The sequence below is a fragment of the uncultured Victivallis sp. genome (assembly GCA_944389935.1).
Taxonomy (GTDB): Bacteria; Verrucomicrobiota; Lentisphaeria; order Victivallales; family Victivallaceae; genus Victivallis.
Window position 1 is genome coordinate 1 of record CALXOE010000057.1, and the last position, 21,762, is coordinate 21,762.

Annotated in this window: 16 protein-coding genes; 6 read left to right on the forward strand and 10 right to left on the reverse strand. The window is 59.1% G+C overall.

All coding sequences use genetic code 11. The features are described from left to right. The 7 genes from Q0J85_RS13710 to Q0J85_RS13740 form a co-directional block, all read right to left on the reverse strand. Window positions 1-339 (reverse strand): hypothetical protein (locus Q0J85_RS13710; protein WP_294482667.1); only part of this gene is annotated, 339 nt, incomplete at its 3' end. Window positions 340-461: 122 nt separating this feature from the next. Beyond that, a complete protein-coding gene (locus Q0J85_RS13715) occupies window positions 462-3,611 on the reverse strand; it encodes an efflux RND transporter permease subunit (RefSeq protein WP_294482671.1) in 3,150 nt (1,049 codons plus the stop codon). Between the two features lie 13 nt (window positions 3,612-3,624). Next, window positions 3,625-4,788 (reverse strand): efflux RND transporter periplasmic adaptor subunit, encoded by a 1,164-nt coding sequence (locus Q0J85_RS13720; RefSeq protein ID WP_294482672.1) that lies wholly within the window; start codon window positions 4,786-4,788, stop codon window positions 3,625-3,627. Window positions 4,789-4,926: 138 nt separating this feature from the next. Beyond that, window positions 4,927-6,684, reverse strand: coding sequence for a sensor histidine kinase (locus Q0J85_RS13725; protein WP_294482673.1), 1,758 nt, complete (start codon window positions 6,682-6,684; stop codon window positions 4,927-4,929). Between the two features lie 9 nt (window positions 6,685-6,693). Next, a complete protein-coding gene (locus Q0J85_RS13730; protein WP_294482675.1) occupies window positions 6,694-7,389 on the reverse strand; it encodes a response regulator transcription factor in 696 nt (231 codons plus the stop codon). A 66-nt stretch (window positions 7,390-7,455) separates the two neighbouring features. Next, window positions 7,456-8,517 carry an SGNH/GDSL hydrolase family protein gene (locus Q0J85_RS13735; RefSeq protein WP_294482677.1) on the reverse strand — a complete coding sequence of 354 codons (1,062 nt, stop codon included), beginning with the start codon at window positions 8,515-8,517 and terminating at the stop codon, window positions 7,456-7,458. Window positions 8,518-8,558: 41 nt separating this feature from the next. Then, window positions 8,559-8,738 carry a hypothetical protein gene (locus tag Q0J85_RS13740; protein ID WP_294482678.1) on the reverse strand — a complete coding sequence of 60 codons (180 nt, stop codon included), beginning with the start codon at window positions 8,736-8,738 and terminating at the stop codon, window positions 8,559-8,561. 436 nt (window positions 8,739-9,174) lie between these two features. On the opposite strand from Q0J85_RS13740, the gene Q0J85_RS13745 reads away from it, so the two are divergent. The 6 genes from Q0J85_RS13745 to Q0J85_RS13770 all read left to right on the forward strand — a co-directional run bounded on the left by Q0J85_RS13745 (window position 9,175) and on the right by Q0J85_RS13770 (window position 16,653). Further along, window positions 9,175-10,245, forward strand: coding sequence for a LacI family DNA-binding transcriptional regulator (locus Q0J85_RS13745; protein WP_294482681.1), 1,071 nt, complete (start codon window positions 9,175-9,177; stop codon window positions 10,243-10,245). Further along, on the forward strand, window positions 10,242-10,931 hold the full coding sequence (locus Q0J85_RS13750) for a DUF1559 domain-containing protein (RefSeq protein ID WP_294482683.1): 690 nt from the start codon (window positions 10,242-10,244) through the stop codon (window positions 10,929-10,931). The genes Q0J85_RS13745 and Q0J85_RS13750 overlap by 4 nt, the downstream gene beginning before the upstream one ends. A gap of 24 nt (window positions 10,932-10,955) precedes the next feature. Then, window positions 10,956-11,693 carry a LamG-like jellyroll fold domain-containing protein gene (locus tag Q0J85_RS13755; protein ID WP_294482685.1) on the forward strand — a complete coding sequence of 246 codons (738 nt, stop codon included), beginning with the start codon at window positions 10,956-10,958 and terminating at the stop codon, window positions 11,691-11,693. Next, on the forward strand, window positions 11,690-14,584 hold the full coding sequence (locus tag Q0J85_RS13760) for a hypothetical protein (protein ID WP_294482686.1): 2,895 nt from the start codon (window positions 11,690-11,692) through the stop codon (window positions 14,582-14,584). The genes Q0J85_RS13755 and Q0J85_RS13760 overlap by 4 nt, the downstream gene beginning before the upstream one ends. 328 nt (window positions 14,585-14,912) lie before the next feature. Further along, a complete protein-coding gene (locus Q0J85_RS13765; RefSeq protein ID WP_294482688.1) occupies window positions 14,913-16,187 on the forward strand; it encodes an SEL1-like repeat protein in 1,275 nt (424 codons plus the stop codon). A gap of 202 nt (window positions 16,188-16,389) precedes the next feature. Further along, window positions 16,390-16,653, forward strand: coding sequence for a hypothetical protein (locus tag Q0J85_RS13770; RefSeq protein ID WP_294482690.1), 264 nt, complete (start codon window positions 16,390-16,392; stop codon window positions 16,651-16,653). Between the two features lie 210 nt (window positions 16,654-16,863). On the opposite strand, the gene Q0J85_RS13775 is transcribed toward Q0J85_RS13770, so the two are convergent. From Q0J85_RS13775 to Q0J85_RS13785, 3 genes are read right to left on the reverse strand one after another with little or no spacing between them, the layout of a single operon-like run. Then, window positions 16,864-19,758, reverse strand: coding sequence for a hypothetical protein (locus Q0J85_RS13775; RefSeq protein ID WP_294482691.1), 2,895 nt, complete (start codon window positions 19,756-19,758; stop codon window positions 16,864-16,866). A gap of 55 nt (window positions 19,759-19,813) precedes the next feature. Then, window positions 19,814-20,929: a GntR family transcriptional regulator gene (locus Q0J85_RS13780; RefSeq protein WP_294482693.1), complete on the reverse strand. Its 1,116-nt coding sequence runs from the start codon at window positions 20,927-20,929 to the stop codon at window positions 19,814-19,816. A 53-nt stretch (window positions 20,930-20,982) separates the two neighbouring features. Further along, on the reverse strand, window positions 20,983-21,744 hold the full coding sequence (locus Q0J85_RS13785; RefSeq protein ID WP_367274666.1) for a DUF1559 domain-containing protein: 762 nt from the start codon (window positions 21,742-21,744) through the stop codon (window positions 20,983-20,985). Window positions 21,745-21,762 lie beyond the last annotated feature (18 nt).

The window sequence follows — 21,762 nt, forward strand, 5'->3', positions numbered from 1 at the left end:
GATGGTCGGTACGGGGAGAGACGCGCTCTTACGAGCCGCTTTCTCTCCCCCGAACCCCTCTCTTGTACTGCCGGGCGTCGGAATGGGTTGCGGGGCGGTCATTGGCCGATGGAGGGATGTTTGATGGTTGATTGGAACGGGGAGAGACGCGCTCTTGTGAGTCGCTTTCTCTCCCTCGAACCCCTCTCTTGTGGACATCGATTCCACGCCGCGTCGGACGCGGATAAAGTGATGTCTGGTTGGCGTGCCGGTCGATGCCGAACCGCATGCAGAACACTCGTTTGTGGCGGAGAGCGCGTCGTGCGCAGACCGACCCCGGTCGGAGAAGCTGTTTCCCATGATGGTTTTCCCTGGTTTTGGGTCCGTGAAGAAGCGGATATTCCGCCCCTTTCCGGAATTGCAGCCCCCCGACGCAGTTCCGGAGAATTCTGATGGACAATTCCCCCGATTCGTTTATCCCGTCATGCGGAGACGGTTTTCTTCTCCTTTCTGAGGAGACGCCGCAGCAGTCGGCGCAGACGGTGCCGCCTCGGTTTTGCCGTATCGTGAACGAAGATGAAATAAAGTGCCGGAATCACATAGAGTGTCAGCAGCGAAGCGATCGAAAGTCCGCCGACCACCCCCACACCGCAGCTCGCACGCAACTCCGACCCGAGCCCGGTCCCGAGTGCCATCGGCAGCATCCCCGCAACCGACGCGATGCTCGTCATGACGATCGGCCGGAATTTCGACTGCGTCGCCAGCAACATCGCCTTGTGGGTCGTTACGCCGGATTTGACCAGCGTCGCACACTCATCCATGATGAGGATCGCGTTGTTCACCACAATGCCGATCATCATCACGCCGCCGAGCAGCCCCATGAGCGACATCGACATCCCCGTCGCCCACAGCGTCGCGTACATGCCGAGAAATCCGAGCGGAACCGTGAACATGATCAGGAACGGGCGCGTCCAGGACTCCATGATCGCCGCAATCAGAAGATAGGTCAGCAATGTCGCCAGAATGATGACCTGACCGAATTCCCGGGCCGTCTCATTCATGAGTTCGACGTTCCCGCTCATTCGGACGCCATAGCCCGGCGGCAGCGCCTCCAGCGCGATTTCCCCGATCGTCTGGGAGACCGTGCCGAGCGCCATCCCCGGCGCCGTGTTCGCGTAGAGCCACATGGTCCGGATCTTGTCGTAGCGGTTGATGACCACAGGACGGGTGTCCTCGGTGATTTCCGCAAGAGCCTCCGTTCCGAGCGGGTTGTTCTCCTTGACCGCGGGAGCCGCCTGGCGGAGCTGCTCTTCCCCATACTCCTTGGCGTTTTTCACCCGGATGTCGAACGTGCGCGTGCCGCTGCGGAAATCCCCGACTTCGATGCCGTCCAGCGACCCGAGCAGATATTCATACAACTCGTTGGCCGACATGTCGAGATTCTGAAGCACGGTCCGGCGCGGCGTGATGTTGATGTTCGGCTTGCGTTCACGGCGGCTCGAATCAAGATCGCGCGTGATGCCCAGGGTCGGCAGTTTTTCCATGACGGTCATCTCGGCGTTCTCAAGCACCTCAAGATCATTACCGTTCATCACGCAGCGGATCTCCGCGCCACTGCCGCCGAACGTCGACGGAATCGACAATGTCAGACGGCAGTTGTCGAGGTAGGAGAGCTCTTCCCGTACTTGCGCGAGCAGATCGTAAATCGTCTCCTCCCGCTCGAATTTTTCCGAGGTTTTCAACGTGATCTGCCCGAGGTAGACCGCGGAATTCACCTGCCCGGAACCACCGTCCGAGTCGCCGATCGTGATCGACATGCCGCGGATGAAGTCGAACTTTTTCAGATGATCGGCCGCTTCCCGGATGAGCTTGTCGGTCGTCTCAAGATTGTAGTTGGTCGGAAACTCGAGTTTGATCCGGATCTCCCCCTGGTCGCAGAACGGCAGAAATGACAACCCCACCTTCGGCACAATGAAAAACACGGTCGAAAGTGCCAGCGCCACCACCACCGCCATCAGCAGAATCGGATGGCGCGCCGTCCATTCGATGGAGCGGTCGAATCTCCGGCAGAGCCAGTCGTAACCGAGATCCCACGGTATGAACATGCGCTGCAGCAGGCTCTTCTTCTCCGGTTCATTCGCTTTATTCCGTTTTTTCTGCTTCAGCAGCACACATGCGAGAATCGGGGTCAACGTGAAGCTGATGAAAAGCGAAACCAGCGTCGCTCCGACCATCACCCCGGCGAACGGCACCATCATGCTGCCGATCCGGGTCGTCATCATCATCACCGGAACAAAAACCACCACGTTCGTGAGCGCACTGGCCGAGACCGCCGCAATAACTTCCCCCGTGCCGCGTTCGGCAGCGGTTTTAATCGGTTCTCCCTTGTCGATGTGCTTGAAGATGTTTTCAATGACGACGATCGAGTTCGTCACCAGAACGCCGACCGAACACCCGAGCGACAGCAGCGTCATGATGTTGAACGAGTAGTTGAACCACACCATCACCGCGAACGTCACGATCACCGAAATCGGCATCGATACCATGACGATGAAAGTCGATTTCGGTTCGTGCAGGAAGAGGAACAGCAGCACCGCCGTCAGAATGATGCCCGTGATGATGCTGCTCCAAGCATCGTCGACCGACGCCTGGATGAAAGCTCCCGAGTCGGTGAACCAGAAGAGCTCCATCCCGGTCGGCAGTTCGCCGTTCGCAACCATCTGGTCGAATCGCTGACGGATGCCTCGGATCACTTCGATCGCGTTCGCCTCGCCTTTTTTGACGATCTTGAACCGGGCGGCAGGCTGACCGTTGACATAGGCCTTGCTGCGCACCTCCCGGCTCATCAGCTTTACGTCCGCAACATCGCGCAGGTAGACGCGCTTGTCCTTGAATTTCCCGACTTCCAGCGCTTTGATCTGCTCAAAATCCTTGAAGTCGCCATCGAACGTGACGTTTTTTTCGCCCTTGTCGAACTGGATGCGCCCGAGCGGCTCGCGGACGTTGTTCTCGCGCAGTTTCGAGACGACGTCGTTGATGGAAAGATTCATCGCCGTGAGCTTTTCCCGATTCAGCAGCACGTGGATCTGCATCTCGTTCGCGCCGTAGACGCGCACTTCTCCGACTCCGGGAACGGAGGCGAACCGGTCGGCGATCACGTCATCGGCGTAGTCGTAAAGATCATCCTGGGTGCGGTCGCCGACGAGAAACACCTGAGAAACCGTGGTCGCATTCGTGTCGATCTTGCGGATCGTCGGTTCGTTCGCGCCGTCGGGGAGGTCTTCGCGAATGCGGTTCAGTGCTTCCCGGATTTCAGTCGCGGCGATATCCACGTCCGTGCCCATGTTGAATTCGAGCTGGATGCGTGCCTCATCCTCCATCGACATACTTGTGATGTGCTTGATCCCGTCCAGCGATGAGACCGCATCCTCGATGCGTTTGGCGATTTCGACTTCGATTTCAGTCGGACTCGCCCCCTCGTACTCGCAGCGCACGAGAACAGTCGGGATCTCCATGTTCGGCAGCAGGTCGATGCTGAGCCGGGGATAGAGGCTGATTCCGATCATCACCAGAACGATGATGAGCGCCGTCATCGCAATCGGACGCTGGACGGACCATTTGCTTAAAAACATGGCAGTTTCTCCGTCATTCCGCGTTGATCGGCCGCAGCAGCGAACCGTTGTTCACAAAAGTCTGACCCGTCACTACGATGCGTTCTTTCAAGAGATCGTTCGCGTTCACCACCTCGCAGTATTTGCCGTCGACGATGCCGCGCACAACGTCGATGCTCTTTGCGCGGTTGTCCTTGTCGATGGCGTAGACGATGTAGCGGTCATTCGCGCGCAGCAGCATCGCATCCGCCGGGAGCCCGTAGGCCTCCTTTTCCTCGAGGACGATGCTCAGGTCGCACAATGTGCCGCTCACAAGCTGGATCTCCTGCGGGACCTGCACCTTGAGCTTGAACGTCCGGCTTTCCGGGTCGATGCTCGGTGCCTTGTAGGTTACGACGCCCCGTCCCTTCTCCACTCCGTCGAGCGCGAAGATCACCGGTGTGCTGCCGGCTTTGACCAGATCGTAATAACCGGCGCTGATGAAACAGATCACCTCCTGTTCCCCGGGATTCTCGAGCCGGAGAATATTCTGCCCGGTCACGACGTATTCGTTCTCTTCAACGTATTTGTCCGTGACTACGCAGTCGAACGGCGCGTGGACGATGGAGTCGTCGAGATTCTTTTTGGCGATGACGAGATTCCCCTCGGCCTGCTTGAGCTGCGCCTCGGCGTTCACGATCGCGGCCTGGGCGGAATTGACGTCGGTTTCGGCCTTTTTATAGTTCGTTTCGTAGGTTTCAAATTCGCTCTGGCTGGTCGCTTTCGAGCTCCACAGCGAGAGGAACCGCTTGTAGTCGAGTGTCGCCTTTTCCTCGAGGATCTTCGCGCTCTGCAACGCGAGTTTCGCACTTTCGAGTTCGGCCTGCTTGACCTTGATCTCGTCCTCGCGGACCGTAACCTGATTTTTCAGAATCTGGCGGTCAATCCCGAAAAGCACATCTCCCTTCTTCCGGACATCCCCCTCGTCCACTTTCAGGAGTTCAAGCGTTCCGCTGATTTTCGCCGAGAGTACGGCATATTCCACCGGGTAAACGGTCCCCTGTACCGGAATCTGATGCCGGAACACCCGTTTTTCCAGCGGTTGAAGCGTAACGCGGGTTTCGCGTTCCGCAATCGATTTCTTCTCTGCCTCTCCGCAGCCGGCCAGCAGAAGCCCGACCGAGGCGATGCACGACAAAAAGCGCAAGCGTTGATACATCCGTTTCTTTCCCCCGTGTTAGATGTAATACCCTATTTTATAAAATAGCATGTGGAAAGCCGCTTGCAACGACCTTGACAGAATCTTGACAAAATACTGATTGAGGTGAGACAATTCCGGTTTCGCGTGGGGGCGCGGTTACGCTCCGGTCGGAATCCGCAGATGGAAGCACGCTCCCTCGCCGGGGCAGGTCTCCACCGAGACGCTTCCGCCGTGATAGAGCGCCACATGTTTGACGATCGCCAGCCCGATGCCGTTCCCGTTCTGCTTGCTGCGGCTCGAGGGAATGCGGTAGAACCGTTTGAAGATGCGGTCGAGATGTTCCGCCGCAATGCCGCATCCGTAGTCGCGTACCCGGAAGTCGAGATCCCCGTTCGGAAGAAGTTGCGCGGAAACTTCAATCCGGGAAGTTCCGCTGTGCAGAATCGCATTGCGGATCAGATTGTTCAGCGCCTGCTGCAGCAGCAGCGCGTCCCCAGGAAATTCCAGCGTCGGGCACTCGCCGGCCACGAGAGTGATTCCGGCGTTTTCCGCGTCGGGCCGGCAGACGTCGACGGAACTGCGGATGACCGCCTGCGGCTGAACCGGCAGAAAGTCGTTCTCCCCGTCGCGGCGCATGGTTTCGAGCGCGTTCAGTGTGAGAAAATTCTGAAGCAGCGCGTGCAGCCGCTCCGATTGCAGCGTCAACGTGCGGATGCAGCGGGTTTTGTACTCCTCGTTGTCGAGGGCGCCGTTGTTGATTGCGTCGACGGCTCCGACGATGCCGGTCAGCGGGGTTTTCATCTCATGGGAGATCGCGGCGATGAATTCGGTGCGGTCGGCTTCGAGCTTGCGGATGTCCGAGAGGTCCGTGAGTGTGACGAGCACATATCGGCAGCCGTCCCTCGTAAAAGCCACTGTATTGGCGAGCATCTGCAGCTCTTTTTCGCCGCACCGGATGCGGAACTCCCCGGAACGGAGCCCGGAGTCATCCGTGGAGCGGATGAGTTCCAGGAGTTCGGCCGGGCATTCCGGTGTTCCCGGATCGGTCGGATCCGCGCCGGGGTAGAAGAGCCGGCAGGCGGTCCGGTTGCACCGCTCGACCCGCTCCTCGCGGTTGATGAGCAGAATCGCTTCGGTCATGGCGTCTAAGATCGCCTTGCGTTCGCTGGCGTCGTCGCGCAGTGAGACGATCTGTTTCTTCAGCTGTTCAGTCAGACTCTGCAGACACAATGCGATCTCCCGTACAAGGCCGTAGCGCGGAACGTAGATCGGGGACTCGAGTTCCCCGGCCGCGATCTTCGACATGCTCGCGAAAAGCCGGTTCAGCGGCGAACGCACAAGATAGATGAAATAGGCGATGAGAACCACGGCCGAGAGAAGTCCGAGCACAGTCAGAACAATCATGCTCCGCCGGGTCTGCCGCATGAGCATCGTCATGCTGTTGCACTTCGCGGCCATGAGCAGCAGATACTCCTGTCCTCCCGCCCGGAAGTGAGCCGAGTGGTAGATCATGAAAGATTTGAGCGATTCATCATATTTGACGAGAACATCCTCCTGCTCGTTCTGGCGGAAGATTCCGCGCACGACCGGACTGCGAAGGTGTTCGGCCAGATAGTCGGGGGAATTTTCCGTTTCGACCACGAGCCCCCTGCCTCGGGCGATGATCTTGGCGACCATCGGATTCGGCCCCCGGCTGCGGAAGAGTCTCCGCAGATTCTCGAGGTTGCCCGCTTCGAGCTGTTCCTTGCAGAAACGCACGAGGAAGTAGTTGTTCCGCTTGGTTTCGTCTGCGACCTCGCGGAAATAGGTCTCCTGAAAGTTCGCGAGCTGAATATCCAGCAGAAAGATCGAGACGATGATGATTCCCCCGATCAGCGCCGGAATGAAGAGCAGAACCGAATCGCGCCTGGCCATTTTTCCCGCTCACTGCTCCGCCGCGATCCGGTAGCCGATGCCGCGGACGGTTTCGATGTGATCCGCCCACTCCCCGAGTTTTTTGCGCAGATTCACGATGTGCATGTCAATCGCGCGCGCCGTCACCGGGTAGTTGTCGCCCTTGACTTTCTGGATGATCTGATTGCGGGTGAAAACCCGCCCCGGTGCGCCGGCGAGCAGCGCGAGCGTGCTGAATTCGTCCGGCGTCAGGGGGATCGTCTCGCCGCCGATCTTTGCCGAATGCGTTTCAAAGTCGATGTCGAGCGCGCCGAGTGTCACGGTGCGGCTCTCGGGCCGGGGGGTGTTCCGGCCGCGCAGCCGGGCCGCGATCCGCGCCGCCAGAACCTTGCTGCTGTACGGCTTGGAGATATAGTCGTCCGCGCCCATCTCGAGCCCGAGCACGATATCGTTCTCCTCTCCTTTCGCGGTCAGCATGATGATCGGGATCGACGCGAGTTCCGGGGTGTTCTTCAGGCAGCGGCAGACCGTCAGCCCGTCGATCTCCGGCAGCATGACGTCGAGGAGAATCAGGTCCGGCACGATCTTCGCCGCGAGCGCAAGCCCCTCCCGGCCGTCGAATGCGCAGAACACCTGCTGATAGCCGTTCATATTGAGATTCATCTTCGTCATGTCGCAGATGGAGGGATCGTCCTCGATCATCAGGATTTTCGGATTTGTGCTCAAATTTCTCTCCCCATAGCGTTTTTTTTAAAGATAGTATCTCGAGACGTTTTTGTCAAGCTTTTCCCGTCAGAAGCAGTTCTCCTGCGGATCGAACAGTGCGAGCAGCACGCCTGCGTAGATCCGGTGGCCGTAGTCGTTCGGGTGGTTGACACCGTTCCCGGTCAGGTCGTAGAAACTCTTCTGTTCCAGAATCTTGCCCCACACTTTATGCACGTCGGCCAGAGCCGTGTCGGCGGGGGAGCCCGCAACGAATTCCCGCAGGGCGGCGGCAAACTCGGCGTCCGGCCCCGGCCGGGTCGGAATCCATTGCGGATTCCCGCTCATCGAGGCGATGAAGAGATACTCCGTTTCGGGTGAAACGCGGCGGCAGCGCCCGCGGATCTCCGCGAGAGTCCTGATGAATTCCAACGCGGAGAGAGGGGAGAAATCGTTCATTCCGTAGGCGACGATCAGCAGATCCGGCCGGTCGCCGAGCCAGGAATCCGCGATGTCTGCGGCCTGCCGGCAGCCGGTTCCGCCGATGGCGCGGTTGCGGAGTTCGACCGCCGTTTGGAACCGTTCAGACAAGGTTCGGCGGACCAGCTCCGGATAGGCGGGCTCGAATGGCGGAGAATTGGTAAAGGCGGTCGCGTTGTATCCCTCGCTGATGCTGTCGCCGATGACCGTGATATTCAGCAATTCGCGCCGCTCGAGCCGGGCGCGGCAGCGTGGAAGACGCTTTTCCTGGGGCTCAAGTTCCGCCCGGAAGTCGATGCCGCAGCTCCGGTAGTCCACTTCGATCTGGGTGCGGGCGAAGAAGCTGCGATTGTCGAAGCGGAGGTTGCGTCCGTCGACACCACCGCGGATTGCGTCGGCGTCGGGCGCGGGGAAAAAACGAGCCTCGGGTTCTTTCGGGTGGAGCTCCCGCGCCGTGAGGCGGGGAATCCGGGAGTCGGGCAGGAGTTTCAGCGTCCGGCCGTCGTCTGAGAGAGTACAGTCGCGTCCCGGCAGATACTCCGTCCCGAGGGCGGGGCAGCTGATCCGGAGCAGTTCGGCGGCGGGGAACAGCAGCCGGGCGTGGTCTGTTCCGGCGAACATGCAGCTTTCCCGGCGTACGACGCCGGTTTGACGATTCCAGAGTAGAGACATGGTGAATTCCTCAGTTTGAGCAGGGTTTTATCTGGACAGGTTCAAGGAGCTCGGAACTCCGCCGTGAGCCGTTTTCGCCGCGGCACCGGAAAAATGCGGTTGTCGCAGAAGAGCGCTTCCGCTCCCCGGGGCTCGAAACCGGGGACGGGATGACGTCCGGGAATCTGCCGGAATGTGCCGGATTCCCGAACGGGGAGGCGATTGTCGTACTCATGATTCACTCCGTTTCTCCGCTGCCGGAGAGGTGGCGGAACGGTTCTTTTCCTGCATTCTGAAATCAATATAGCGCGACAATCGCCGTCCCGCAACAATTCGGAACGTTTTTTTCACGGGAGTCCGTTGATCTTCCGGCATTTTTCGAGATGGCACGATGGAAGACGAATGGGGAAAGTCATGGTCTCTTTCCATGACACTGGCCTCCCTGGTGTGGACTCGGGTGAAGCATATCCGACAGTAAATTCCATATTGCGTCGCCATTCCCGGTTTCCGGAAAAATCGATTTTTTTTTATTCTGCATATTGTTTTTGATCACCGAATGTGGTATAATTAAAATGTATCGAGAATAGACACACTTCCGTTTTTCCCGTTTTGCCAAATTGGAAAAACTGGAAAAATCGGCAGAGTGTATCGATGATAGACACACTGAGGAGACGCGCGATGCTTGGCGAAAACAAAGGCAGCGAGCTGTTCCGGCTGCTGCGAACGCGGATCGGATCGATGCCCGACGGGGCGGAATTCCCGTCGGTTCGCCGCCTCATGGAAGAGTACGGCGTCAGTCAGGCGACGGTGACTGCGGGGGTGCGGAAGCTGCGCGAGCTCGGACTGATCGAATCGTTCGTCGGGCGCGGCACATTCGTGCGGCGTTCAACGGCGGAAACTCCGCCGAAAATTCTGCTGCTGGCGAATGACTGGCCAAGTCGCAGCATCGCTGAAATGATCGAACTTTTGCGCGATGAGTCTTTGCGTCGAGGAATGCGTTTTGAATTGCGCCATTTCTGTTTCAAGGAGGACATCTGCTCGAAATTGAACGATTTTAAAGCGGATGCGATTGTGATCGACGGGCTCTCCAACGATTTTCTTTCCCTGGAGCAGATTACACGGATTCATCGCTGCTGCGTCCCGGTGGTGATCAGTCGTTCAATCGTCCGGGTGGAGGACATTTGCTATGTTTGCGGCAACAACTCCGAGTCGGGTGTCGTGGCGGCAAACCACCTTTATCAGTCCGGTCACCGGAAACTCGGAGTGCTTTTTTCGGAGCCCCATCTGTTTTCGGTCAACGAACTCGTGAAAGGATTTATACTGAGTGCGCGGACCAACCTCTGCCGGGTGGAGCTTTTCGACTGTCAAACTGTTGCCGGGGAAGATGCTTCGGAGAACGCATACCGGTATATCCTTGAACATTTCCGAAACGGCATTCCGGATATTTCAGCGCTGTTCGTGGTCAGCGACGGGAGCGCTTTCGGGGTGCTCAAGGCCCTCCACGAGCTCGGAATCCGGGTCCCGGAGGATCTGAGCGTGCTCGGGTTTGGCAACAGCTTCGGAGAGGAGTACGCTCTTACAAGCGTCTTTACTCCGCGCAGCGAAATGGCCTGCGACATTCTCGACATCATCGAAGACCGGCTGCGGCATCGGATGGAACTGCCCGGTCACGTGGAAGTTTCTCCCGTCGTCGTCGAACGTAAATCTGTAAAAAAACTCACCTCTCAACCAAAGGAAGTGGCAATATGAAAACATTTGGAATCCGTCTCGGTGTTTCGCAGAAGAATTTTACATTGATCGAGCTCCTCGTGGTGATTGCAATCATCGCGATTCTGGCCTCGATGCTGCTGCCCGCGTTGAATCAGGCGCGGGAGCGGGCGCGCGGAAGCAGCTGCATGAACAACCTCAAGCAGATCGGGCTGGCCGAGACCCAGTACGCCGGGGATTTCGACGATCACATCGCCGTAGGGCGTTCCATCAGCAACGATCTGGCGTGGCCGCTGAACTGCTGGCAGTATCGGTTGAGGAGTTACATCGGGTACGATGGTAACGCCGTGACGAACGAATATAACCAGGCCATTTACGGGCAGCGCCCGGGGTGCGTGATGTTCTGTCCGTCGAACCAGCGAAACATCGTCTCCTACCGGACCAATACGTTCGATTATACGACGACCCGCTCTGACGGCGTCAAACTCAGCAAGATCAACGGGATGAACAATGGGGCATACCGGAATGTCGCTTTTTCAAAAATCCTGCTGGCGATCGATGCCGGATATAATGAAGCGTCGCTGCCGAATTCTTCGTATTTGTACAATATGGATCCGGACAGTCTTTCTCCGGTCCGTCACAACGGGAGGGACAACGTGCTTGCCGTCGATATGCACGTGACGGCGGTCGGTTACAATCAGGTGGGATATTATTTAACCCTGCCGTAAACAAACAGAGAGGAATCAGAGATCATGAAGAAAAGCGGAATGATGGCGGCGGCGCTGGTGCTGGGAGTTTTTTCGGCGCAGGCGGATTTCACGCAGGGGATGCTGGCGCGCTGGAGTTTCAACGACAGCTCCAGTGAGGAGACGTGTCTGACCGACGATGTCGGCGGGCTGGTGCTCAAACGCAGCGCCATCGGCAGTGATCCGAGTTTCACCCGCAACGCGGACGGTTCGGTGACGCTCGGCGGCGGCGTGATTCTTTTCAGCGACGCGGTGAACTCGGCGTCGGAGAAGTTCGCCGGGCTCGCCGATGGCGGCACGATCTGGTGCCGGATCAAGTATCTGAATGCGCCGGCCAACGAGCCGTTTTTCAGCTTCGGTCTGGTCAATGCGGTCACCCCCGGCGATTGGGCGCAGCTGGTCCTTACGCCGTTCTTCACGTCCAAGGGAATCGGTTCACGGGCCAAGGGGCCGGAAAAGCTCGAAACCGGCATGGCGTCCGGCCACCTGCCGGTCACGGTCGGTGAGTACGCGAATGTCGCGATCGTCTTCAACGGCAAGACGAAGAAAGTGACGCTCTTTGTCGACGGAAAAACGGCGGACCGCAACTCTCCGATGACGAAACTCGATGCGTTCCAGAGCCTGATGATCGGGCGGCTCAAAGCGAGTTCGGCGCAGAAGATGCAGATCGATGAGATCCGCGTCTATGCGTCCCCGCTCTCGGCGGAGTGGATCGACGAGATTGAACCGGTGGAGGCGAAATGACGCGTCTGTGGATTCCAGCCGCACTGGCCGCATTGTGTACGTCGGTCGGAGCGGCCGACCGGTTGATCGTGGAGGACTTCTCCGACGTCGGAACCTGGCGGACCAACGGAGTCCGGAATGTGACGCCGGGGAAGTGGTTCGGCGCCGATCTCTGTCTCGGCGGAACGCCGGATGCGTCGCGCGATGACGGTTATGCGGGGAAGCTGCTGTTTCACTTCGCCGATCCCGCGCAGAAAGGGGCGCTCGATTTCCTGCGGGCGAAAGCGGGGCAGCCGGAGGTGTTCGCCGACGGCGTGGAACTCGACGTCGATCCACGCGGCGTGACGGGGAGTTTCTCGTTTACGCTCGAGGACGCCGAGGGGAAACAGTTCCGCACCGTGCCCGTCGCGTTTTCGGGGAAAGGCTGGCGGCGCTGCCGCTCCGAAGTCGGGGAGGCCGCGAAGAAGTTCACGGGCCCGTTCAAACTTGCGAAAGTTCATTTTGAGGCGCAGGGCGTTTCCGGCAGCGGTTACATCCTCGTCGATGACATCGCCATGACCGGGGATGTGAGCCGACGGCGGCGGATCTCGATCCGCCCGGTGCTTTCGCCGCTCGCGACTGCGCCGGGAAAACCGGGGAAAACCTCGTACCGTTTCCGCAACGCTTCGTCGGGACTGGTGGAGGGAAATGTCCGCTGCCGCCTCTTCGACTGGAGCGACAAGGTGGTGATGGATAAAACGTTTCCGGTTTCCGTCAAGCCGTTCGGCAGCGCGGTGCTCGACGTGCCGCTCCCGGCGCTCGAAATCGGCTGCTACCCGATGACCATCGAATTCACATCCGGCAAAGTCCGCAGCGATTACACGGACTGGATCGCGGTGTTCCACCCGAACAACGGGCGGAAGAATTCGCACCCGATGTGGTTCGGCATTCAGGATACCTCGATCTGGAACTGCGAGGCGGAGAATGCGCTCCACTATGAATGGATGAAGCAGGCCGGATTCGACATCGAGCGGCTCGGCATCACCGGCAACCGCCTCGACAACGGCGAGGTGACGAACTTCGAGGGGTACGAAAAGATCCTCCGGGGCAATCGCGATGCGGGCATGATCGCGTGTGTCTCGTACACCGAGGGTGTCCCCGCCTATACGCAGGAGAAAGAGCTGTGGCGCGGACTGCCCACGAAGCCGGAGGCGTTCCGAGGCCATATGGACAAAGTGTTTCAATGTCTGAGCCGCTATCCGAATGTGCAGTATTTCGAGTTCTGGAACGAGCCGGATCTCGGATTCCTGATCGGGACGCTCGACGGCTATCTCGATGCGCTGAAGATCGTGCGTGCCGCCCAGAAAGCGAACGCTCCGGAGATCCGGATCGCGACCGGCGGGGTTACGATCATCCATCCGAAAGAGAAGAAGAATTTCTCGCGCGACATGTACTCCCGCGGCAAGGGACTTTACGACGTCGCCTGCTTCCATGCGCACGGGAGTCTCATGAACTACGTCGAGCGTCAGGAGCTGCTGGAGAAGTGGCTCGATGAGGCCGGAGTCGATCTGCCGGTCTGCAACACCGAAACCGGCGACCGCAGCGGATACACGATCGACACGATCAAGCGCCATGCCGTGACGCTTGTCAAGAAGATCGTCTACGCGAAGAGCCGCCATACGGAGTTTTACACATGGTTCACGCTGCAGGACTACTGGGACATGGACTTCGAGGCGGACGACTCGTTCGGGCTTGTCACGAGCGACAACCGGCCGAAACCGTCGTTCGTTGCCTATAATGAATTGATCCGGCAGCTCGGGAACACCGGGCGCGGCGAACTGCTGACCGGAACGGGCGCTCTGGAGATCTACCGCTTCATCGATGAAAAGGCGAACCGGGAAGTTCTGGTGCTCTGGCCGAAAGTGGCGGGAACCCGTCAGCTCCTCTCTCTGGAGGGGAAAGGGGAAGTTTCCGTCGCCGGAATTTTCGGGAAAAGCTCCCGGATGAACGGCCCCTGCGTGACCATCCCGGTGGAAGAGCCCACCTACGTGAGTTATCCGGCGGGAGCCTATCGAATGGCTGCCGCGGTGGCAGAGCAGAAACAGATCACGGGCGCCCGGGCGGGCAGCCGCGTGCGGGTGCCGTTGACGGTCCGGAATCCGTTCCCGGAACCGGTCCGGATTACGGTCACGGGGATGGCGCCGGTTGAGCTCGCCGCCGGCGGGACGCGGGTTCTGTCGATTCCGATGGCCGTTCCGGAGGATGCGTCGAACGGGATTTTCTCGAGTGAACGGACGGTGACCTTTGAAGCGGGGAAAGAGAAACTCTCTCTGACGGTGCCGCTGGCGGTGAATGTTGGCTACCCCGTTGCCGCGGGGCGGAAAGCGGCGGCGCATCTTGTGCTTGACACGCTCGACCGGGTTCATGAGCTGACGTTCGATCCGGCGATTCCGCGCTGGAAAGGGGCGGATGATCTCTCGTGCGACCTCTCGATGACCCGGGAGAACGGCGCGCTGCGGATCGTGGCGCGGGTGACTGACGACCGGCATGTGATGACCTCCAGACCCGAAGAGGGCTGGAAAGACGACAGCATTCAGATCGGGTTCCAGAATCTTGACGGCGCGTTCACGGAGATCACGCTCTCCGGCGCGGACGGCCGGGCGGCGGCCTATGCGTCCGTCGTGCCCGATCCCGCGCTGGCGGGAGAGTGGAAAGTGCCGGTCAGCGTGAAACGCACCGGGAACGTCACGCTCTACGAGGTTTCGCTGCCGCTGGAGAAACTCGGCATCGCCGACTGTTCCGGCACGCTCTTCCGCTTCTCGTTCCTCGTGAATGAGAACGACGGTCAGGGGCGCGTCCGCTGGATCGAATGGATGGGCGGCATCGGCCGCTCGAAGAATCCGGACGAGTTCGGCTGGGGGGTGCTGTTGTAACTCTCCCGGAATATTCCGGAAAAAAGAACCTCCCGCTCCGGCGCTCGTCCGGGGCGGGAGTTTTTTTTGAGGAACGCTCGTTTTCGAATCATACATTCCGAACAGCCGGCCCCCGGGAAAGCCGGAGATGGATGGAGACCGGTCAAAAGCGGTTTGATTGCAATCTTCCGAATCTGTGCTATTTTGGAGTAACGGGCGATTCGAAGTCGAAATGCGAAGGGATGACGCAGGATGATGTGGAACAGGGAGATGCGGATGCTGCGGAGGCTCTGGAACAGTTGCAGAAGAAAAAAGGAAAGATTTTCGGGTGATGTGCAGGAAATTATTGTTGTTCGGCCTGTTGGTATTGACGTTGACATTCCGCATTTCCGGAGCTGAAGAGGAACGTTTCGGAAAATATGAGGAACTTGCGCGGCATGGATATTCCGCGATTCCGCAACTGGTTCGGGCAATGGCGGAGGCGGAAAATTATGAGGAGTTTGCTTCTGCCGGGAAAGCTCTTGAGGCGACTGGTTCGGAGTTCAGGAAACAACCGGAATTCACCGCCGCACTGGCGGAGTTCTGCAAAACGGCGGAGCGGGGCGACGCGACTGCGCAGTTGAATCTTGCGCGGCTTTATCTGAGCGGAATTGGTGTTTCGCAGGATTATGCGAAAGCGCTGAAATATCTCCGCCTTGCGGCGGCACAGCGTCATCCAGGGGCGCTGAATAATCTCGGGACGGTATATGCGAACGGCCATGGAGTTCCGCAGGACTTTGCTGAGGCGGTGAAATGGTATCGTTTGGCTGCGGAACAGGGGAACGCGGACGCGCAATACAATCTCGGGGTGATGTATGCGAATGGCCGGGGAGTTACACAGGATTATTCTGAGGCACTGAAGCTTTATCGCTTAGCGGCGGAACAGGGGCGTGCGTATGCACAGAATAATCTTGGGATGATGTATGCGAATGGCCAGGGAGTTCCGCAGGATTATACGGTGGCAGCGAAGTACTTTCACCTTGCGGCGGAGCAGGGGTATGTGATAGCACAATGCAATCTTGGCGTGGTGTATGCTGATGGGAAAGGAGTGCCGAAAGACGCTGTTGAGGCTGCGAAGTGGTATCGGAAAGCGGCAGAGCAGGGAGACGCGGACGCGCAGAAGGAGCTTGGCATGATGTATTTTTTCGGCCAAGGAGTCCCTCTGGATTATGCAGAGGCTGCGAAATGGTTTCGGAGAGCTGCGGAACAGGGAAACGCGGACGCGCAGTGTTATCTCGGCGTGATGTATTTTTCCGGCGAAGGAGTGTCGCAGGATTATGCAGAGGCTGCGAAATGGTTTCGGAGAGCTGCGGAACAGGGAAACGCTCCCGCGCAATGTTATCTCGGCAGTCTGTATGAGGAAGGCGCAGGAGTGCCGCAGGATAATGCGGAAGCCGCGAAATGGTACCGGAAAGCGGCGGAGCAGGGAGAAACATCCGCACAGTACAATCTTGGTGCTATGTATACGGAAGGGCAGGGAGTGCCGCAGAATTTTGCGGAAGCTGCGAAGTGGTATCGGAAAGCGGCGGCGCAGGGAGATGCGGATGCAGCGGAGGCTCTGGAACAGTTGCAGGATGCTGAATAAGGGTGAGTGCCGGATTCATTGTAGGAGATGGGATGGAACTGCAGAGTGTTTGCGAGCGATCCCGAGGATGGAGCGATTGCGGATGAGGAGGGGCGAACGGCATTCCCGATTCTGGCAGAGAGAATTGCCGGTATGCGTATTCCCTGCACCGGTGGTTCTTGCCGCAGCAGTCTGGCTGAGTACCCGATTGTGTTCCCGGAGCGTGGACGGAGAGTTGTGGCTGGCGGCAGTTCTCTTTGCGCTTATCGGAATTGCGCATGTTGCAGCCGTTGCACTGCCCGCCCGGAGGTGGTGGATTTCGGTGTATTGTCTGCTGTTGTATGAAGCGGCTGCCGCATTCGGTTTTTACGGGAGTCGGCTTGAGGAGATGGGGGGAATCCTTGTTTTTGCGATTCCGGTCTGGCTGTTTTTCGTTGTCGTGGCGGGCGAAGGGATCCGACTGGCAGTCCGGCGGCGGAAGCCGTGAGAAAACGTCAGGTGTTTTCCGTCGATCTGGCAGGGAAAGTGAATCCGGGAGCTCCCGGTGGCGTTTCTCACCGGTCATCTCCGGTTTGAAGTGGCGATCTCAACCTCATTTCGTCGATGTAATCGTGCGTGGAAAAGAGTGATCGGAGAGTGAAGTCCGGAATCTCCCGGCAAGGAAGGGAACGGTTGAACCCGTTCCCTTCCCGGAAAGTTACCTGGCGTAATAAATCCGGATGTTGCGAATCCAGTAGGTGATGTCACGGATTCTCGGATTCATGCCGAACCGGAGGAGTTTCACCTTGCCGGGATCGACGTCGGCGGGGAACTGCGCGAAACGCTCCTCCCACTGTTCGGTCGGAGCCGGGATGCGCAGATAAGCGTCCGGCTCGTTGTCCCGGACCGCCATCACGATCGTCTGGGCGACTGCGTCTGCTTTCGAGACTTTCATCTCGAATCCGATGCCGATCGCTCCGGCGAGCGACTCCTGCGGCAGCTGCAGCACATACTCCGGATAAACCCAGAGACCCTCCTCTTCTGGCGGGAAGACCGTTCGGAAACAGAGCGCCTGTTCCGCCGCGTCGTAGGTGATCTCCATGCGGCCCGAGGCGTTTTTGCGCCAGTTGACGGGATCGTGGATCAGCGGCAGCTCCACTTTACGGCTGGCTGCGGCGATCTCTTTCACGCTCTGCAGCGGGATGACGTGCGGGGAGACTTTCTTCCCCTCGAACACGCCGGTCGTGCGCAGTTCGGTCTTGAAGTCCGGGCCGAATTCGGGGGTGAACGTGAGGTCGAATTCCGCCTTGCCGAACGCGGGGACGGTCACGGTTCCGGGCAGACCGTCGATTTTACCGCCGGTGATCCGGATTTCACCGGATTTCTCCCGGTCCGAGAGATTCCACACCTGGAGTTTGTAGCGGGCATTCTCTTTCCGGACATCCGCGCCGTCTTTGGCGGAGAATACGGTGAAATCATCCGAAAGTTCGGTGCGGAAGAGGATGGTTTTATCGAAATCCGCGCGGTCGGCGGGGCGTGCCGTCGCCGGCTTGCGGAACGGCACACTCACGGAAAATCCCTTGACATTGTGCAGAAAATGCGGATAACGGACCGCCGTCACCTCCCGCCCGTCAATCTCGAACGGAGTCCCGAAGAGATCCACTCCGCTGTATTTCCCGGAGCGCGGCAGCCGGAATTTCCGTTCGTACTCCTCCGCGGCGGTGAGGTCGGGGCGCTGAATTCCGGCGTCGATTTCGGAACAGCTCCAGTAGACCAGAGTCCGGCTGTTGTCTTTCTGCCGGTAGAGGTAGCCTTTCAAACCGTTGCCGAGCGCGACTTCCCCCTCCGGTTCGGCGTTCCCGAGCTGGTCGACGAGGGTGGCGAAAGCGGGGAATCCGGCCTTGACCGTGAAGTCGCGCCGCATGAGGCCCCAATCTTTCTTCCCGTCGTTTTCGTTGTAGGGGAGCAGCACGAAGAAGAAATCCCTCGAGACGCCGAGCATCTGCATGGAGATCATCATCTTCGGGATGAATTCGGCGATCAGCAGCTCCTGATCGGGGTCGTGCATCTTCAACCCTTTCATGTAGCTGTCCAGCCGTCCGGATCCCTCGAGACGGCAACCGCTTTCGGTGAACCAGACCGGGCGGTCGGCGATGTGGTTTTTCGCCATGTGTTCGCGGATTTTCTCGAGCATGGCGGGATATTCGCGGATGGGGGAGTAGGTGTGAATGTTAAAGATGTCGAAGTAGTCGCCGGCCCCGTTTTTCATGACCGTATCGGCATAGGCGGTCGGCAGATAGGCGTAACCGCCGATCGCGACGGAGAGTTCCGGATCGGCTGCCTTGCAGCCGAGAAAGGCGGCTTTCAGGGCGGAGGCGTAATCCCAGGCGGGTTCGGGGGCGAATCCGATGTCCTGCTCGTTCCAGAATTCCCAGTTCTTCATCGCCCCGCGGAACGTTTCCGCGGCGGTTTTGGCGAAACGCCAGGTGGCGGCGAGGTCGCCGGGCAGATGGGTCGTGTGGCTTTTGCTCCAACCCGGCGCCGAGTGGTAGATTCCGGAGACGCCGAGGCCGCGCGCCGCGAGCAGATCGGCGTTGTATTTGTACTGTCTCCAGTCGAATTTTCCGGGGGTGGACTCCACGTCGCCCCAGCTCATGCGTTCGCGGACCATCTGAACGCCGAGTCGCCGGGCGGCTTCGGCTGCAACTTCATAGGCGTTCGGCGGCTGCCGGAAATTGGCCGCGTCGGGCCGGGCGAGCCAGCTCTGGCCGGAGTCGATCGCAAAGAACATCTCCGGGTTGGCGGGACGTTTCGCGGGATCGGGGACCACCGCAAAACTGCGACTCCCCGCGAACGACGCTTTGTCCGAGCTGACTTCAAGCGTGTAATAGCCGTTCGGAAGCTGCGGCAGCGTGAGAGTTCCGCGGCCGTTTTCGGGCCACGATCCCTCACGCAGAAGTTCCCGTCGCCAGTTGCGCAGTTTCCAGTCTGCGGTGACGGCGGCGTAGGGTTTCAGGCGGAATTCGAGCTTCTCGCCCTGCACGAAAGCTGCGGCGGGAGCCTGGACCGCGATGGCGTCGGCCGTATCGAACGTCCGGGCAATCTCTTTCGAGGTCAGGAATTCGAGATTGCGGATGAAGAACGTCAGTTCCGGGTCGCGCGGATTCATGCCGATGCGGATATCCCGCACGCCGGCGGGATTCCGGACCGATTCCGGCACGTCGATGACGATCTGCGTGTACCGGTCCGATTTCGGCAGGGGGATGGCATAATACGGCTGTTCGCTGCCGAACATGACGTAAGCGTTTCTGATTTTCCGCTCCGGATGGCCGGGCTGCGCCTTGTATTCAAAACGGATCTGCTCGACGTCGGCGAGAGAGTCTTCCAGATGCAGGAAGGGGTAGGCCCAGAAATCGGTTCCGGGCGTGAATTTGACGTCGAACCGGACCGCCTTTTCGGCGGAGTCGTCGGTGATGGTCATGTGTCCGGAGGTGTTGGCCTTGAAGCGTGCGGCGCGATTGGTCGCCTCCGACCACGGCAGCGGCCGCAGCTCAGCGGCCGGAAGAAGAACGGCGAGCCCGGCAAAGAGGGCGCAAAGAGCATACTTCCCCATGGAATTTTCTCCTGATTGAGTGAGTGGCTGAATGAAATGTATGGAATAAAAACCGTCACCGGCGGGCCGGTGCGAACGTCTCGTTTTCGGCGAAATGGGCCGCCGCCTGAATGGTCCGGGGCGGAGCGTCCGGATTCTGCACGCGCCAGCGGACCAGCTCGAGCGTGCGGAATGCGTGATCGCGGAGTTCCGGCGTGAACGCGGCCGGGCGCGGACAGTAGAATTCCGACTCCTGGCGGTCGCCGAAAGTCAGAACGGACATATCTTCCGGCACGCGGAATCCGATGTCCCGCAGTCCCGCCATCACCGCCCAGTAGAAACTCAACGGGCAGACTACGGCCGTATATCCGGCGATTTCGCGTCTGTGCTCGTGGAATGCCTGCCGGATCGCATGATGTGCGAGTCGGAAAAACGGGATTTCCAGCGCCATCATCGTCGTGTTGTATTCGATATCGGGATATCTGGCCCGGAACACTTCACCGAATCCGCGCAGACTCGGATGGATCGAGATGAGTTTGTGGTTTTCGCAGATCAGCTGATCCACGAGGAAGATGCGGCGATGCCCGAGTTCATAGAGGCGGTCGCACGGTTCCTCCATCCTCTCGTCGTTCCGGTAGTAGACCGTGTCCCGGCAGATCCAGTCCGCGTCGGCGCAGACCACCGCGACCGGTTTCGGGGACATTTTCAGCAGGTCGCAGAGATTGCGCGGCACTTTGGCCGCCTGCTGAATCATGGTCAACACCAGCGCGTCGCAACTTTTCAGCAGATCGGGGATTGCGCGGTCCTCCCAGTTCCGGACATGGACGACTTTGAGCTGCCAGTTCGCCTCTTCGCACGCCTGGGAAAAGTGCATGACCAGGTCGAGATTTTCCGGCGCCGACCAGGCGGGCTGAATGAGCCCGAGGGTTTTCTGGAGCTTCTGCTCGGGGATCTCGCTGCTCACGAAAGTTCCCCGGCCGTGGACCCGCTCGAGAAATCCATCTTCCACGAGGGAGCTGACCGCCTTGCGCAAAGTCATATAACTCACGCCGATCTGGGTCGCAAGTTTGCGTTCGGGAGGCAGGACGGAGCCGCGCGTGAAATTGCCGATCCGGATTTCCCGGGCAATCCACTCCCTGGCCATGCCGGCCTTTCTGGTACGCTGTTTCTCCATCGCCATTGTCTGCTGCATCCTCAAATCCGATCTCAATTAAAATACCATGATTTTTCCGGATATCAACCCCCTTACAGACGCACGCCGGCGCTGTTGACTCCGTTGACCCCGATGTCGGCCACATGCAGGTCGAACCAGAGGATGTTTTTCCGGCTGTTGTGCCGATAGGAAAATTCAAATCCCGGATCCCCCTTGGTGGAATCCGTATAGTTGCAGAGCTGAGTGCCGTTCTGGAACGCATAATCGTTTCCGGCGGCTCCGGCGTAAAATCCCATTTCTCCGACGAAAACCGTGTTGGATGGCTGCGGAAACACGCCGACACCTCCGTCGGTCCTCGCCCGTGAAGTCGGTTTGACCACATGAAAATCGATCGAATTTCCGCCCGTTCCTCCGCACGGCTTCCACTCCGTCCAGCCGTACCACGCGATCAGCGGTCCAAATCCGTACATGGAGTAGCTGATCCGGTCGAGATTCTTGTCGTTGAACGGATTGGACGGGCAGTGAAGCGCACCGCTTTCGCGCCGTTTGGCTGCGGCGGTCCAGTCATCGGTCCGCGTATTGTCCATGCCGAGATAGGGCATGAGCACCCAGCTCCAGGCGTTGCACCAGGCGCCGTCCGCCTTGGACGGTCTGGACGGCGGATAGTACTCATAATCCTGGGCATAGAGTGCCAGCGCGGTGCCGATCTGCTTGAGATTTCCGGTGCAGGTCGCCTTGCGGCCCGATTCCCGCGCCCGGCTCAGCGCCGGCAGCAGCATCGATGCGAGAATCGCGATGATCGCAATTACAACGAGGAGCTCGATCAGCGTAAATGCCGCTTTTCTCGTTACCAGGTCGTGGGAGGCAGGGGG